Annotated in this window: 13 protein-coding genes; 5 read left to right on the top strand and 8 right to left on the bottom strand. The window is 56.5% G+C overall.

Annotated features, from left to right (window positions below; translation table 11 throughout):
* Positions 1–6: 6 nt before the first annotated feature.
* Complete coding sequence (locus tag FHW76_RS18710) at positions 7–1,632, bottom strand: DUF3300 domain-containing protein (RefSeq protein ID WP_064166341.1); 1,626 nt, start codon at positions 1,630–1,632, stop codon at positions 7–9.
* Between the two features lie 431 nt (positions 1,633–2,063).
* On the opposite strand from FHW76_RS18710, the gene acnB reads away from it, so the two are divergent.
* Both acnB and yacL read left to right on the top strand, forming a co-directional pair.
* Positions 2,064–4,661 (top strand): bifunctional aconitate hydratase 2/2-methylisocitrate dehydratase, encoded by a 2,598-nt coding sequence (acnB, locus tag FHW76_RS18705; protein WP_008807407.1) that lies wholly within the window; start codon positions 2,064–2,066, stop codon positions 4,659–4,661.
* 187 nt (positions 4,662–4,848) lie between these two features.
* Entirely contained in the window at positions 4,849–5,211 is a 363-nt protein-coding gene (gene yacL / locus FHW76_RS18700; RefSeq protein ID WP_004204373.1) for a protein YacL, read from the top strand.
* A 157-nt stretch (positions 5,212–5,368) separates the two neighbouring features.
* Here yacL and speD read toward each other — a convergent pair whose 3' ends face one another.
* The 5 genes from speD to FHW76_RS18675 form a co-directional block, all read right to left on the bottom strand.
* On the bottom strand, positions 5,369–6,163 hold the full coding sequence (speD, locus tag FHW76_RS18695) for an adenosylmethionine decarboxylase (protein WP_008807406.1): 795 nt from the start codon (positions 6,161–6,163) through the stop codon (positions 5,369–5,371).
* A 24-nt stretch (positions 6,164–6,187) separates the two neighbouring features.
* Positions 6,188–7,048: a polyamine aminopropyltransferase gene (gene speE / locus FHW76_RS18690; RefSeq protein WP_008807405.1), complete on the bottom strand. Its 861-nt coding sequence runs from the start codon at positions 7,046–7,048 to the stop codon at positions 6,188–6,190.
* 146 nt (positions 7,049–7,194) lie between these two features.
* On the bottom strand, positions 7,195–8,457 hold the full coding sequence (locus FHW76_RS18685; RefSeq protein WP_183476918.1) for an FKBP-type peptidyl-prolyl cis-trans isomerase: 1,263 nt from the start codon (positions 8,455–8,457) through the stop codon (positions 7,195–7,197).
* 680 nt (positions 8,458–9,137) lie between these two features.
* On the bottom strand, positions 9,138–9,548 hold the full coding sequence (locus tag FHW76_RS18680) for a hypothetical protein (RefSeq protein WP_008807403.1): 411 nt from the start codon (positions 9,546–9,548) through the stop codon (positions 9,138–9,140).
* A gap of 253 nt (positions 9,549–9,801) precedes the next feature.
* Entirely contained in the window at positions 9,802–10,149 is a 348-nt protein-coding gene (locus FHW76_RS18675; protein ID WP_002888808.1) for a YacC family pilotin-like protein, read from the bottom strand.
* A 146-nt stretch (positions 10,150–10,295) separates the two neighbouring features.
* On the opposite strand from FHW76_RS18675, the gene cueO reads away from it, so the two are divergent.
* Positions 10,296–11,906 (top strand): multicopper oxidase CueO, encoded by a 1,611-nt coding sequence (cueO, locus tag FHW76_RS18670; RefSeq protein WP_008807402.1) that lies wholly within the window; start codon positions 10,296–10,298, stop codon positions 11,904–11,906.
* An 82-nt stretch (positions 11,907–11,988) separates the two neighbouring features.
* Here cueO and FHW76_RS18665 read toward each other — a convergent pair whose 3' ends face one another.
* Positions 11,989–14,379: a glucose/quinate/shikimate family membrane-bound PQQ-dependent dehydrogenase gene (locus tag FHW76_RS18665; protein ID WP_008807401.1), complete on the bottom strand. Its 2,391-nt coding sequence runs from the start codon at positions 14,377–14,379 to the stop codon at positions 11,989–11,991.
* A 79-nt stretch (positions 14,380–14,458) separates the two neighbouring features.
* Between FHW76_RS18665 and FHW76_RS18660 the strand changes: the two genes are divergently transcribed.
* Together FHW76_RS18660 and hpt are read left to right on the top strand one after the other, a co-directional pair.
* Entirely contained in the window at positions 14,459–14,578 is a 120-nt protein-coding gene (locus FHW76_RS18660; RefSeq protein ID WP_012542835.1) for a hypothetical protein, read from the top strand.
* 4 nt (positions 14,579–14,582) lie between these two features.
* Entirely contained in the window at positions 14,583–15,119 is a 537-nt protein-coding gene (gene hpt / locus FHW76_RS18655) for a hypoxanthine phosphoribosyltransferase (RefSeq protein ID WP_004204384.1), read from the top strand.
* 57 nt (positions 15,120–15,176) lie between these two features.
* Here hpt and can read toward each other — a convergent pair whose 3' ends face one another.
* Positions 15,177–15,839, bottom strand: coding sequence for a carbonate dehydratase (gene can / locus FHW76_RS18650; RefSeq protein ID WP_004204385.1), 663 nt, complete (start codon positions 15,837–15,839; stop codon positions 15,177–15,179).
* Positions 15,840–15,977: the final 138 nt, after the last annotated feature.

Here is a 15,977-nt window from a genome sequence, read left to right as displayed (position 1 = left end):
TCATCCTCAGCGGCGGCGCAGTTCATGGTGTTCGGAAAGACGTTCTCTGGCGCCGCCACGCTCCTCGCGGTTTACAGCGGAAAACTGCCGACTTTGCAGTCCCCGTTCCTGCTGCGCTTGCCAGGAGGGGGCGCGGCTTTCGTTGCCGCTAAGAGCGCTGGCGCGTAAATGACTAACCTGCTGCTGACGCTGCGCGGGCGTGGCGGACTGGATCTGCTGCCGATGCTGTTGCTGCTGAGGTGTCAGGTTCTGCTCGCGGCTCTTAACGGTTTCCCGACGCTGCTGTTGCTGCGGCGTGGGATTTTTCAACTGCGTTTTCGCCGCCTCGCGACGCTGCTGCTGGGTCGAGGTTGGTGTGCTGTCGTAACCGCGATAGTTGCTGCGCTGGGTGGCTTGTTTCAATTGCGCCGAAGCTGCCTGACGCTGGGCATCGCGTGAGGCGTTGTTTGCCGCCAGGTTGCCCGCTGTCGCCGCCGGTACGTTATGCTGCAGCTGGGTCATCGCTGCCTGGCGCTGCGCTTCGCGATCGACTGGCGCATGTTGGGTAGCGCTCAGCCCGCCGGAAACGTTGGTCTGATGGAAGCGTTGAGCAACCGTATTATCGGGATACGGTGTGTGACCGCGATAGGCAGGATTATGCTGCCAGTTAACGTGGTTGCCCGGCAGGTTTTCTCCCGTTATATGATTGAAATTATTTACATTAATATTGATGTTATCGCCATTATGCGAGTAATCGCCGTGGTGATAGTCGTCATCGTGATGGTGGTGGTCATCATCATCATCCCAGTCGATGCTGCTAAACAGCGCCCAGGTAGTGGCTACGCCCAGGCTGTAACCGAAGCCTTTGACGAAGCTATCGGTAAACTGCTCCCCGGGAGGCGGCGGCAGGTAGACCGGCGGATAGGCGCTGTTCGGCCAGGTGCCATAGACGGTGGAGGGGTTATAGCTGGGAACATAGACCACCTGCGGATTGGTCGGTTCTATTTTAATGACCTGCGTGGGTGCAGGCGCCGCCGAGTGGGTGGTGGACGTTGCTGCCGTGCTGCTGGCGGAAACCGGTGCGGCAGGGGTGACAATCACTTTCTGCTGTGGCGTGGATTTCAGGGTCCCGGTCTGCTGGGCAATAGCGCGCAGGCGCTGCACCGAGTCCATCACATCATGCGGCTGGGCCAAAAACGCATTGCCGAGGTTCTCCACCCACGGCGGATTTTCGCCCATCATCGCCAGCAGGGCAGGGAAAGCGACAAGGGATTTGACGCTGGGATCCCACGGCTGACTGGCAACCGCCTGAACCGCCGCATCCCCTTTCATCGCGGGGTTATCCTGGGACCACTGTACCGCCTGCATGACGTTGTCGGGATAAGTGGAGGCCATCAACACCTGCGACAGCAGACTGTCCGGGTAGAGCGCGATGGGCGCGACCCACTGATCAATTTGCGCCTGGGTGTAGGTGGTGGTCACCGGCTGCGCTGCGGCAGGAGGTGAGGTTGGCGTTGGTGCCGGTGCAGGCTGCGCCGCCGCCTCCGTGACCTTCTCTGGAGTACGGCTTTGCACATAGAGTGTTCCCGCCGCCGCGAGTAAGCCAGCGCTACAGAGCAGGGCGATGATATGGGGTTTGAACGGCAGTGACATAGAAGCTCCTGACCCAAAAAGTAACCCATCTCGCTAAAGTATCGGCGAAAACGGCGCGTTTGCTGAGTATAAGTAAGCGGTATGGCTTTTTATTGATTATTGTTGGGATCGGCCCGGGGAGTTGTACGCGGAAAGGAATTTTTGTCGCGGGATTTGAACAGAAAGCCTGCAATATCCTGCCCTTAACGATTCAGCTAAATTTTAATGTTGCTTTTTTGTAAACAGATTAACACCTTTCAAAAATCCTGCTATGCTGCCGACGCGGTATCGGGCATTTACCCTACAAACTGCTGTCTCACAGGAGCGTGAAGAAAATCGCCCAGCCACTAAATCCTTCAAGATGCGTCAAGGCGGCAAACTGCCAATACCGAAGCAGATTGATTGAAGACGTGTAGGCCGCATTATGACAATGAGAAGCGAGGAGAACCGTCGTGCTAGAAGAATACCGTAAGCACGTAGCTGAGCGTGCCGCCATGGGGATTGTTGCCAAACCCTTAGATGCAACCCAAATGGCCGCGCTGGTAGAACTGCTGAAAAACCCGCCTGCGGGCGAAGAAGAATTCCTGTTAGACCTGCTGATTAACCGTGTACCGCCGGGCGTCGACGAAGCCGCCTATGTTAAAGCTGGATTCCTTGCCGCGATCGCCAAAGGCGAAGCGACCTCCCCTCTGGTAACCCCTGAAAAAGCCGTTGAACTGCTGGGCACCATGCAGGGTGGTTACAACATTCATCCGCTGATCGATGCGCTGGACGACGCGAAACTGGCGCCGATTGCCGCGAAAGCGCTGTCTCATACTCTGCTGATGTTCGATAACTTCTACGACGTAGAAGAGAAAGCGAAAGCAGGTAACGAGCACGCTAAACGGGTCATGCAATCCTGGGCTGATGCTGAGTGGTTCCTGAACCGCCCGCAGCTGGCAGAGAAAATCACCGTTACCGTCTTCAAGGTCACCGGCGAAACCAATACCGATGACCTGTCTCCAGCGCCGGATGCCTGGTCGCGCCCGGATATCCCACTGCATGCGCTGGCGATGCTGAAAAACGCCCGCGAAGGTATTGATCCGGACCAGCCGGGCGTCGTCGGCCCGATTAAACAAATCGAAGCCCTGCAGCAGAAAGGCTATCCGCTGGCCTACGTCGGCGACGTGGTCGGTACGGGTTCCTCGCGTAAATCCGCGACCAACTCGGTGCTGTGGTTTATGGGCGACGATATCCCGAACGTGCCGAACAAGCGCGGCGGCGGTCTGTGCCTGGGCGGCAAAATCGCGCCAATCTTCTTCAACACCATGGAAGATGCGGGTGCGCTGCCTATCGAAGTTGATGTGTCAAACCTGAACATGGGCGACGTGATTGACGTTTACCCGTTCAAAGGCGAAGTGCGTAATCACGAAACCAACGAACTGCTGGCCAGCTTCGAGCTGAAAACCGATGTGCTGATCGACGAAGTGCGCGCCGGTGGCCGTATTCCGCTGATCATCGGCCGCGGCTTGACCACCAAAGCGCGCGAAGCGCTGGGGCTGCCGCACAGCGACGTCTTCCGTCAGGCGAAAGACGTGGCGGAAAGCACCCGCGGCTTCTCTCTGGCGCAGAAAATGGTTGGCCGCGCCTGCGGCGTTGCCGGTATCCGTCCGGGCGCCTACTGCGAGCCGAAAATGACCTCTGTCGGTTCTCAGGACACCACCGGTCCAATGACCCGTGATGAACTGAAAGACCTGGCGTGCCTGGGCTTCTCCGCTGACCTGGTGATGCAGTCCTTCTGCCACACCGCAGCCTATCCGAAGCCGGTTGACGTGACCACGCACCATACCCTGCCGGACTTCATCATGAACCGCGGCGGTGTTTCTCTACGTCCGGGCGATGGCGTTATCCACTCCTGGCTGAACCGCATGCTGCTGCCGGATACCGTGGGTACCGGCGGCGACTCCCATACCCGTTTCCCAATCGGTATCTCCTTCCCGGCGGGCTCTGGTCTGGTGGCCTTCGCCGCTGCGACCGGCGTGATGCCGTTGGATATGCCGGAATCGGTGCTGGTGCGCTTCAAAGGGAAAATGCAGCCGGGTATCACCCTGCGCGACCTGGTTCATGCCATCCCACTGTATGCCATCAAGCAGGGCCTGCTGACCGTTGAGAAGAAAGGTAAGAAAAACATCTTCTCTGGTCGCATCCTCGAGATCGAAGGTCTGCCGGATCTGAAAGTCGAGCAGGCATTTGAACTGACCGATGCGTCCGCTGAGCGTTCTGCTGCCGGCTGTACCATCAAGCTGAACAAAGAGCCGATCGTTGAGTACCTGAACTCCAACATCGTCCTGCTGAAGTGGATGATCGCCGAAGGCTACGGCGACCGCCGTACGCTGGAACGCCGTATCCAGGGCATGGAAAAATGGCTGGCGGATCCGCAGCTGCTGGAAGCCGACGCTGACGCGGAATACGCGGCAGTGATCGACATCGATCTGGCGGATATCAAAGAGCCAATCCTGTGCGCGCCGAACGATCCGGACGATGCCCGTCTGCTGTCTGACGTGCAGGGCGAGAAGATCGACGAAGTGTTCATCGGTTCCTGCATGACCAACATCGGCCACTTCCGTGCCGCCGGTAAGCTGCTGGACAGCCACAAAGGCCAGCTGCCGACTCGCCTGTGGGTGGCGCCGCCAACCCGTATGGACGCCGCGCAGCTGACCGAAGAAGGCTACTACAGCGTGTTTGGTAAGAGCGGGGCGCGTATCGAAATCCCTGGCTGTTCCCTGTGTATGGGTAACCAGGCTCGCGTGGCCGACGGTGCGACGGTGGTCTCCACCTCCACCCGTAACTTCCCGAACCGTTTAGGTACCGGCGCTAACGTCTATCTGGCCTCTGCCGAGCTGGCAGCGGTGGCTTCTCTGCTCGGCAAATTGCCGACGCCGGAAGAGTACCAGACCTTCGTGGCGCAGGTGGATAAGACAGCGGAAGATACCTACCGTTATCTGAACTTTAACCAGCTGGATCAGTACACTGAAAAAGCTGACGGCGTGATCTTCCAGACCGCGGTGTAAAACCATTCGGTCAGCCCGGCTGACCGTTTGGCGATAAACTCCCCAATGCCCGGTGAACATTGCATCACCGGGCATTTTTATTTCCAAACCTCCTGCCCGTTACGCTTTTTTTCTTTCTGTCTGCTGCGATAATTACTGCATGGGTACAGTGCAGCGGTGACGCATTGCCCTTGCAGAGGAAAAGACTATGGACTACGAATTTCTGCGCGATATTACCGGAGTGGTAAAGGTGCGAATGTCGATGGATCACGAGGCGATCGGCCACTGGTTCAACGAAGAGGTGAAAGACAATCTTGCCCTGCTTGATGAAGTAGAGCAGGCTGCACGCACCGTGAAGGGCAGTGAACGTTCCTGGCAGCGGGCTGGCCATGAATATACGCTGTGGCTGGATGGCGAAGAGGTGATGATCCGCGCCAATCAGCTGGAGTTTTCCGGCGACGAAATCGAGGAGGGGATGAGCTACTACGACGAAGAAAGTCTCTCTCTCTGCGGCGTGGAGGATTTCCTGCAGGTCGTTGCCGCTTATCGTGAATTTATGCAGCAGCGTTAATGACGCCTTTTATGTCGGGTGGCGCAAGAGCGTAGCCCTGCTAAGCGTAGCGTGAGCAGGGGAAATCCCCGGGTAGCGGCTGGTGCCTTACCCGGGCGACCAGGCGGCGCAGAATCCCAGGCCCGGCAAGCGCAAGCGCCGCCGGGCATTTCCAATATTACACGGCAGGAATATTGCGGCCGTAGTAAATCTCGCGCATCTCTTTCCACAGCAGATCGGTAATGACCTTGCGCTCTTCGGCGGTCAATTCTTCCGGCCGGGTATGGAACATGTAGTGCTTAAGGTCGAACTCCTTGAGCAACATTTTGGTATGGAAGATATTTTCCTGATAAACGTTCACATCGACCATGTCATACAACGACTTAATGTCATCGGACATAAAGTTCTGAATCGAATTGATTTCATGATCGATAAAATGCTTCATCCCATTGATATCGCGGGTAAAGCCGCGCACGCGGTAGTCAATGGTCACAATGTCCGATTCCAGCTGGTGGATCAGATAGTTCAGCGCTTTAAGCGGAGAAATGACCCCGCAGGTAGAGACTTCAATATCGGCGCGGAAGGTGCACAGTCCACCTTCCGGATGGCTCTCCGGGTAGGTATGCACGCAGATATGGCTCTTATCGAGATGGGCGACCACGGTTTCCGGTAACGGACCTGGATGTTCGGTCTGGTCGATAAGCTTGGGATCGACAGGCTCTTCGCTGACCAGAATGGTCACGCTGGCGCCCTGGGGTTCATAATCCTGGCGGGCGATATTCAGGATATTGGCGCCAATAATAGAACAGGTTTCTGTCAGGATCTCCGTCAGGCGATTGGCATTATAGAGTTCGTCGATATAAGCGATGTAGCCGTCACGCTCCTCTGCCGTTTTGGCGTAACAGATATCGTAGATACAAAAACTCAGGCTTTTGGTCAGGTTGTTAAAGCCATGCAGCTTCAATTTTTTCAATTTAGTTCACCCCCTTACTTCGCGTCACGGTGCGGACAGAGCATCATGCAGATATTGTGGTAAGGCGAAGGCCGCCGTATGGATTGCCGGATTGTAGTAACGGCAGGTCAGGTTGGCTTTGTGAAAGCGCGCCTGAATGATTTCGCTGGAGAGATGGCGCAACGCCTCGTTGTCGCTCGCCCAGGCAAAAGTCATGATCCCGCCGTAATAGGTTGGGATGGCCGCCTGATAGAAGCTGACGTCGCGAAAATAGTGGCTCAGTTTGCGATGGCTACCGACCGCTTCGTCCTGCTGCAGGAAACAAACGCCGTTTTGGGCAACGAACACGCCCCCCGGGTTCAGGCAGCGTTTGCAGCCTTCATAAAAAGCCGAGGTGAACAGGCTTTCGCCCGGACCGATAGGGTCGGTACAGTCCGAAATGATCACGTCAAACGTTTGCGTCGTCTGGTTAACAAAATTGACGCCATCATCAATCACCAGCGTGAAGCGCGGATCGTCGTAGGCCCCGGCGCTATGGTTGGGCAGGTACTGACGGCAGAATGAGACCACCCCGGCATCGATTTCCACCATGGTGATGGTTTCGATGCTACGGTGACGAGAGACTTCGCGCAGCATCGCGCCGTCGCCGCCGCCGATGATCAGGACATGCTTCGCGTTGCCGTGGGCCAGCAGCGGCACGTGGGTCATCATTTCGTGATAGATAAACTCATCGCGTTCGGTGGTTTGCACGACGCCATCCAGCGCCATCACCCGGCCAAAGGCGCGGTTGTCGAAGATGATCAAATCCTGATGATCGGTTTTTTCGTGGTACAGCACGTTATCAACGCTAAAGTACTGACCAAAATGGTCATGCAGCGTTTCATGCCACAGTGGATTATCGGCCACGGTGAGGCTCCTCCTTCGTTAACATCTGTTACACCCGTAAAACGAGTGCAACATCATAGACAACTATAGATGAGGATGCACGGCGGTTATTGCAGCAATGCGGCAGGAATAACCGCCACCGCCCGGGGAGAGCGGTGGGGGGAGGGTTATTTCGCCGGTGCGGGTTGGCTATCTACTATCCGCACGGAATAAACCATGGTGGCGCCTGGCGGGATTTTCGGCGGTAATCCTTTACTGCCATAGGCTTTTTCGGGCGGGACGACCAGCGTCAAGGAGCCATGGTTCTGCAGGCGTTGCAGCGGGCCGCGAAACACCGGGGGATAGGCATCCAGCTTCTGGGTGAGCGCCTGATCTTTCGCTTCCATATCGTTGATCACTGTCCCGTCCGTCAGCATCTCTTTGATTACTACGGTGACCAGATCGTTACCGCTTATTTTTCCTTTGCCCGGATAATCGACGCGACTGTAGACGCCATCTTTGAAGACCACATCTTTTTTGCGCGCAAACGCCTGCTGATATTTCTTACCGGCACTGATGTTTTTCTGCTCGATTTTATTCAGGTTCTGGAAAACCTGCTGCGAGACGTCAAACAGCGCCTTGTTACGCTCCTGTTCTCCGAGACGAAGCTGGCCGCTAAAAGCATCTTCGATACCCCGCAGCACCAGCCCGGCGTCGACGGTAATTCCCTGAGTGCGACGGGTGGTGAGAACGTTAAGGGCTTCTGCTCCCATCGAGGCGCCGATCGCATAAGCCTGCTGTTCTCCCGATGCGCTGAGTTTGGCGGCGGCGGTCTCGCCGCTGCGCGTTTTAGACTGTACAGAAAGCTGTGTTCTCAGCAGTTGGATTTCATCTTCTTTCATCCGTAGCTGGGCGTTGTCTTTATCCGCCTGCAGGCGGTAGGCTGCAACAACCGCCGCCATTTCCGGCGGCTCATTTTTTGGCGCTGCAGCGGTGTCAGGGCGGGTTGTTGGCGCTTTTTCCGCGGCGGCCAACCGGGCGGTTAACGACTGCTTGTCGGCGTTTAGCGCCTTGACCTGGTCGAGAGCGGCCTGCTGTGTTTTCTCCGCGGCGTCGAGCCGGATAGTCAGCGACTGCTTATCGGTGGTCAGCGCTTTGACCTGGTCGAGGGCGGACAGCTTCTCTTTTTCCGCCGCGGCCAGTCGGCTGGCCAGCGGCTGTTTATCAGCGTTCAGTGTTTTGGCCTGGTCGAGGGCGGCCTGCTGTGCCTTCTCCGCAGCGGCGAGCCGGATAGTCAGCGACTGCTTATCGGTGGTCAGCGCTTTAACCTGCTCGAGGGCAGCCAGCTTCTCTTTTTCCACCACGGCCAGTCGGGTGGCCAGCGGCTGTTTGTCGGCGTTAAGGGCTTTGGCCTGGTCGAGGGCGGCCTGTTTCTCTTTTTCCGCAGCCATCAGCCGGGCGGTGAGTGTCTGCTTGTCTGTGTCGAGGGCGGTGAGCTGGCCGAGTGCGGTCTGCTGTGCTTTTTCCGCGGCGGCCAGACGGGAGGTCAGCGTTTGTTTATCTGTATTCAGCGTGGTGAGGCTGGTGCTGAGCCGTTTATTTTCCGCTTCGACGCTCTGAAGCTGCGACGTTAATTGTTGGATCTGCTTAAGTGCGGCAGCCTGGCTCTGTTGCAGAGTATTATTCCGGGCAACGACTTCCTTTTTAATTAACGTCTCATTTTCCGCCGTGGCGGCGGTTAAGGCGAGCTGTAATTGCTTTATTTTATTATTTAACGCCGCTTGCTCATTCGCAATGGATGTATCCGTGGCTGGTGTGGCGGTAAGCTGTTTTTTTAATTGTTGGATAATTTTATCTTTTTGCGCAATCGTTGCCTGTTGGCTGGCGATTCTTTTTTGCAACTGTGCGTTATTGGCCGTCGTTTTTTTATTGTCCGCGTTCTGGCGAGCGCCTGACGCTTGCTTTGCTGTGGCCGCAGAGCTTTTCTCTTCTTGCGCCTGAGCTTGCTGAGTTTGCTGCTGGGCGTAATCGAGAAAAGCCGGCGTAGCACCGGCGTAGAATGAGGTTGAAAGCGCCAGCGCCGCGACGAGCATCAGCAGTGGTGCTTTAGGGGTCAGCGTGGCGGGTTTGTTCATGGCAGTTTGTTTTCACCACGCTGTACCAGGGTATCGATCAGCGTTTTCTGGATATCGGAACACAGTTTGATGGATTTAAACTGATACATGGAGTCAATGCCCAGTCGGGTGGGATCGGCCACTTTATCGCGCACATTGTTGTATTGCGATGCCGAACGCACCAGGGCATTGAACTCATTGCTGAGTTTAGTTGCCTGCTGTGGGTTCACCTCTTTAAGTGAATCCAGCGCCTTTCGGCAGGACTCAATACGCTCCTGTTCGCTGGCCGCTCGCTCCTGCTCAGCCTGCTGCTGTGATGTGAGCGGCGTGGTGATCGGTTTTACCTGCTGGCGAGAAGAGGTATTGCTACAGCCCACTAATAAAAGTGCGGCGAGCGGGATAATACGGAGAGTCGGCGAGATATTCACAATTTCAGTCCATGAAGTAGGGATATTTTCACCGGATTCTAGAAGGGTGCTTTTTATTTTGCAATATATGACTAATGATATTTTATTAGTTTTTTAGTCATTCATCATTATTAGGGGTTTAATTTATTTGGCGAATTGATAGGTTTGCAATTAAATAATTTTTGTTTATATACAATAATAAATATAGATATAAATATTTAAATGTGACAAATGAAACGGCAAAGGCGCGGAGCGTGACCGTCCGCGCCGGTCATTATTTGACGTAAGCCAACAGGCTGAGCGAATCGCGGGCCAGCGCTTTGCATTTTTTCGCCGTCGGGATGTTAATACCGCTGAGATCGCGGTAGCTATCCTCGCCAAGCGCTTTCATGTTGTAGCTGTCGTAGTTGCTCAGGTCCCACTGGTTCTGTTGGGCAAAGAACACCAGCGCGCGTCGGATCTGTGTATTGGGCAGGTTCTGGTAGCCACAGTCGTTTTTCAGAAACACAAAAACCGCGGTTAAATCAGCCATATCTTCTGCTTCTGATTCGCTGAGCGCGTAGCTGTTGGCGGAGAGAGCAAGCAGGCTGCCGAGTACCATTGTTCTGAAAAGCGTCTTCATTTTTTCTACCATTAGATCACCGACGCTTCAAATTAGCATACTTCTTTACACAGCGCCGATCTTTATTCTTACTCTTCTGCTTGACCTTCCCGTTACGGTAGGGTTTAAGCTCAAATATTCGCCCGCAGAATAAAAAGGATGTGAATATGCAACGTCGAGACTTCCTCAAACTGACCGCCGCGGTTAGCGTGGCCAGCGCATTACCGCTATGGAGCCGTGCGGTTTTTGCGGCCAGTCGCCCGGCTCTGCCGATACCGACGCTGTTGACGGCCGATGCGCGCAACCGTATCGCCCTGACGATCCAGGCGGGCAAAACACAGTTTGGCGCTCTGCACGCCACCACCTGGGGCTATAACGGTTCACTGCTGGGTCCTGCGCTACAGTTGACGCAGGGGAAGACCATTACGGTTGACATTACCAACCAGCTGGCGGAAGAGACCACGCTGCACTGGCATGGCCTGGAGGTCCCGGGCGAGGTCGACGGCGGACCGCAGGGGGTTATCGCCCCGGGCGCCACCCGTACGGTGAGCTTCACGCCGACGCAGCGGGCGGCCACCTGCTGGTTTCATCCGCATCAACATGGGACCACCGGCCGGCAGGTGGCGATGGGGCTGGCCGGCCTGGTGCTGATCGAGGATGAAGAGAGCGGACGCCTGCTGCTGCCTAAGCAATGGGGAATCGATGATGTGCCGGTGATTGTCCAGGACAAGAAGTTCACCGCCGCCGGCGAGATCGACTACCAGCTGGATGTGATGAGCGCCGCTGTCGGCTGGTTTGGCGATACGCTGCTGACCAACGGCGCTCTCTATCCCGAACATGCCGCCCCACGGGGCTGGCTACGTCTGCGCTTGCTAAACGGCTGTAATGCCCGTTCCCTCAATTTTGCCACCAGCGATAAGCGTCCGCTGTACGTGGTGGCCAGTGACGGCGGTCTGTTGGCCGAGCCGGTGAAGGTCGATGAATTGCCGGTGTTGATGGGGGAACGCTTTGAGGTGCTGGTGGACACCAGCGACGGTAAACCTTTCGATCTGGTGACCCTGCCGGTGAGCCAGATGGGCATGGCCATTGCGCCTTTTGATAAACCGCAGCCGGTGCTGCGCGTTCAGCCGCTGGTCATTCCCGCCTCCGGCAAACTGCTGGATACGCTGGCCACGCTGCCGGCGTTACCGTCCCTGACGGGGCTGACGCAGCGTCAGCTCCAGCTGTCGATGGATCCGATGCTCGACAGGATGGGCATGCAGGCGCTGATGGAGAAGTATGGCGACCAGGCGATGGCGGGAATGGACCACGGCATGATGGGGCATGGCGGCATGGGCGACATGAGCAATATGCACCATGGCGACATGAGCAATATGAGCAATATGAACCACGAGGCTGGTCGGGATCATGGCATGTCGTCAGGCAAGGGGTTTGATTTCCATAACGCCAACCGCATCAACGGCAAAGCCTTCGACATGAATGTGCCGATGTTTGCCGCGGCCAGAGGCCAGTATGAGCGCTGGGTGATATCGGGTAAGGGCGACATGATGCTGCATCCGTTCCATATCCACGGCACCCAGTTCCGTATCCTCAGCGAGAACGGCAAGCCGCCAGCCGCGCACCGCAGCGGCTGGAAAGATACCGTCCGCGTGGAAGGTGACGTCAGTGAAGTGTTGGTGAAGTTTGATCATCCGGCGCCGAAGGAGTTTGCCTATATGGCCCACTGCCACCTGCTGGAGCATGAAGACACCGGGATGATGTTGGGATTCACGGTTTAGGGATCGGCGGCCTGCTGCCATCTTCCATGGGGAGAAGGGATAAACACAAAAAAAACGGCAACTTTCGTTGCCGTTTTGCGTTTTATTTGGCGTCATCCGGGAGCGCATAGGCGACGATGTAATCGCCCATTTTGGTACCGAACGAGCCGTGACCGCCGGCAGAGATGACAACATACTGTTTGCCATTCACTTCGTAGGTCATTGGGGTGGCCTGACCGCCGGCTGGCAGACGGGCTTCCCACAGCTTCTCGCCGTTGCTCATATTGTACGCGCGCAGGTAGTTATCTGCGGTCGCGCCGATGAACAGGACGTTACCGGCCGTGGAGATCGGACCGCCAAGCATCGGCATCCCCATGGTGAACGGCAGCTTAACCGGCATCGGGAACGGCAGGCTGTCCTGCGGAGTACCGATACGTTTTTTCCATACCACTTCGTTGGTTTTCAGATCCAGCGCGGAGATATAGCCCCAGGCCGGTTGTTTGCACGGCAGACCGAACGGCGACAGGAACGGATTCAGGGTGACGCCGTACGGGACACCGTACTGTGGCTGCACGCCGGACTCGGTGCCAGAGCCTTTCGCATCTTTCGGCGGCTCCATCGGGTTGCCCGGGCCGCGTGGGATCAGTTTAGAGACGAACGGCAGCGCCATCGGGTTGGCAATAGCCACCTGACGGTTCGGATCGACGGAGATACCGCCCCATTCAAACATCCCCAGGTTACCCGGGAAGACGAGAGTGCCCTGCTCAGATGGCGGGGTGAAGATACCTTCATAGCGCATCTGGTGGAAGATCACGCGACACACCAGCTGGTCGAACATAGTGGCGCCCCACATGTCCGCCCCGGTCAGATCTTTCTTCGGACGGAAGCTCAGATCGGAGAACGGCTGGGTTTTGGCGACGTAATCCCCTTTGGCAGCGCCCTGCGGAACCGGTTTTTCCGGGGCCGGGACCACCAGCTCGCCATTACGGCGATCCAGTACGAAGATGTTGCCGGTTTTCGCCGGGGCATAGACGACCGGTACGGTTTTACCATTAACCTCAATGTCAGCCAGCGTCGGCTGGGAGGGCATATCCATATCCCACAGATCGTGGTGGACGGTCTGGTAGCTCCAGGCCAGCTTACCGGTGGTGGCGTTCAGCGCCACAATCGAGCTGGCGTAACGCTCTTGCTCCGGCGTGCGGTTGCCGCCCCAGATATCCGGGGTGGTCACGCCCATCGGCAGATAGACCAGATCCAGCTTAGCGTCGTAGGCGGCAGGCGCCCAGGAGTTCGGTGAGTTGAGCGTGAAGTGATGTTCATCGCTCGGGATGGCGTTCGGATCTTTCGCACCCGGATCGAAGGCCCACAAGAGTTTACCGGTATTCACATCAAAGCCGCGGATGACGCCAGACGGCTCGCGGGTTGAGAAGTTATCGGTGACCGCGCCGGCAATCACGATGGTTTTATCGGTGATAATCGGCGGAGAAGTGGGTTCATACATACCCGGCGTGGTGACCGGCATGTTGGTCTGCAGGTTGAGAATACCTTTATTGGCAAAGGTTTCGCACAGCTTACCGTTGTCGGCGTTCACCGCGAACAGGCGGCCATCGTTCACCGGCAGGATAATACGGCGCGGACAGTCGGCGACGACGTCGGCAGGAGCGTTATCCGCTTTGGCTTCGTGATAAGATACGCCGCGGCAGGTGACGTGCTGGAACGACGGATCGGCGTTCAGCTGCGGGTCAAAATGCCACTTCTCTTTACCGGTGGCCGCGTCCAGCGCGAACAGACGCTGGTGGGCGGTACACAGGAAGAGCGTGTCGCCGACTTTAATCGGCGTCACTTCGTTGGTGATTTCACCCGGGTCGTTCGGTTGCTTCAGGTCGCCGGTGCGGAATACCCAGGCTTCCTTCAGGTTCTTCACGTTGTCGGCGTTAATCTGCTTCAGCGGAGAGAAGCGCTGGCCTTCCTGGTTGCGGCCATAGGCCGGCCAGTCGCCGTCGGCAACGTTGGAGATCGGCGCGGCCGGGGTGGCGTCGGCGCTCAGGGTGCCGTTGACTTCCTGCGGGTCGTTAAAACCAGCCCAGGTCAGCATGCCGCCGCTGATCAGCAGGGCGACGACCAGCGCGCCAACGGCGCCAGCGGAAGGCACCGGCAGACGACGCCAGACAAAGGGCAGGATCAGCCAGATGCCAAAGAAGACGAGGATATCGCTACGCGGCGTCAGCGCCCAGAAGTCGAAGCCGACTTCCCAGACGCCCCAGATCATGGTCGCCAGCAGCAGCGCAGCGTACAGCCACAGCGCAGCGCGTTTGCCGCGCAGCAGCATCACGGTCACGCCCAGCATCACCAGACCGGCGATAGGGTAGTACCAGGAGCCGCCAAGCACGACCAGCCATGCTCCGCCGATTAAAAGATAGAGGCCGCAGAACGCTGCAAATAGCGCAGTCAGCGTCACCAGGAGCCTTGATTGTTGAGACTTTGTTTCAGCCATAGAAAGTTACTCATGTGTTTGTTAATTTTTTAACTGCAATTAATTATAGGTTTTAACAAGTGTGATCGGAATCACAAATATGGCTTTATTAATCCCTGCACCGAAGATTTCTTTTTGCTGGTATACTGGATGGCTTGCCGGTCATCGTCGGGGCGAAAGCAGCGGCTTTGATGATTTATATTTAGAATCAAATGGTTAGTCTTATGAAACATACTGTAGAAGTGATGATCCCGGAATCCGAGATCAAAGCGCGCATCGCGGAACTGGGTCGTCAAATCAACGAACATTATCAGGACAGCGGCAGCGAAATGGTGCTGGTGGGGCTGCTTCGCGGCTCATTTATGTTCATGGCCGACCTGTGCCGTGAAGTGCAGGTGCCGCATGAAGTCGATTTTATGACCGCCTCCAGCTACGGCAGCGGCATGTCCACCACCCGTGATGTGAAAATCCTCAAAGATCTGGATGAAGACATCCGTGGTAAAGATGTACTGATCGTGGAAGACATCATCGATTCCGGCAATACCCTGTCTAAAGTGCGTGAGATCCTCAGCCTGCGCGAGCCGAAATCGCTGGCCATTTGTACGCTGCTGGATAAACCAAGCCGTCGTGAAGTGAATGTCCCGGTTGAGTTCGTCGGTTTCGCCATTCCGGACGAGTTCGTGGTGGGCTACGGTATCGACTACGCCCAGCGCTACCGTCATCTGCCGTATATTGGCAAAGTTACCCTGCTGGACGAGTAAGAGATATCCCCCCAGGACAGCGCGCGCTGCGCTCTCCAGGGGGGCTAAGCCTGAAGGCTATTTGTGGTTGATGTGCTTGATCTTGAGGTTGGAGATGCCGTGGCGATAGCGCTGTTCGAGGGTTTCCCGGCTCACGGCGGTGACATCCAGATCGCGCAGCAGCCCGTCGTGAATGCCATATGCCCAGCCGTGGATGGTGACCTTCTGTCCGCGCTTCCACGCCGATTGCATAATCGTCGAATGTCCCAGGTTGTACACCTGCTCCATCACGTTGAGTTCGCAAAGGGTATCCAGACGGCGCTCCTCAGGCATTTCACCCAGCAGTGAGCTGTGCTTGAACCAGATATCGCGGATATGCAGGAGCCAGTTGTCGATAAGCCCCAGCTCCGGGTTTTCCACCGCCGCCTGCACGCCGCCGCAGCCGTAGTGGCCACAAATAATAATGTGCTCGACTTCGAGGACATCGACGGCATACTGCACCACCGACAGGCAGTTCAGGTCGGTGTGGATCACCAGGTTAGCGACGTTACGATGGACAAACAGTTCGCCAGGTTCCAGGCCGGTAAGTCGCTCAGCGGGAACGCGGCTGTCAGAGCAGCCAATCCAAAGGAAGCGCGGTTTCTGCGTCTGCGACAGTTTCTCAAAAAAGCCGGGGTCCTCTTCCACCAGCATTTTTGACCATAGTGCATTATTGCTGATGAGTGTATCTATATCATTCATGGACGTTATCGGCCTGTAACCAAGTAAGTGCGTTGCGCTAATATAGGGTAAGCTCACCTTTTTTAAAACCATCTTAACCCGTGATACGTCAGGCTACCGATGCGTTGGCGGCGCCAGCGCCAGTAGAACGCAAACGTG

It is taken from the genome of Klebsiella sp. RC2 (assembly GCF_014192815.1).
GTDB lineage: Bacteria > Pseudomonadota > Gammaproteobacteria > Enterobacterales > Enterobacteriaceae > Klebsiella > Klebsiella variicola.
This window is presented reverse-complemented; position numbering and strand designations above follow the sequence as displayed.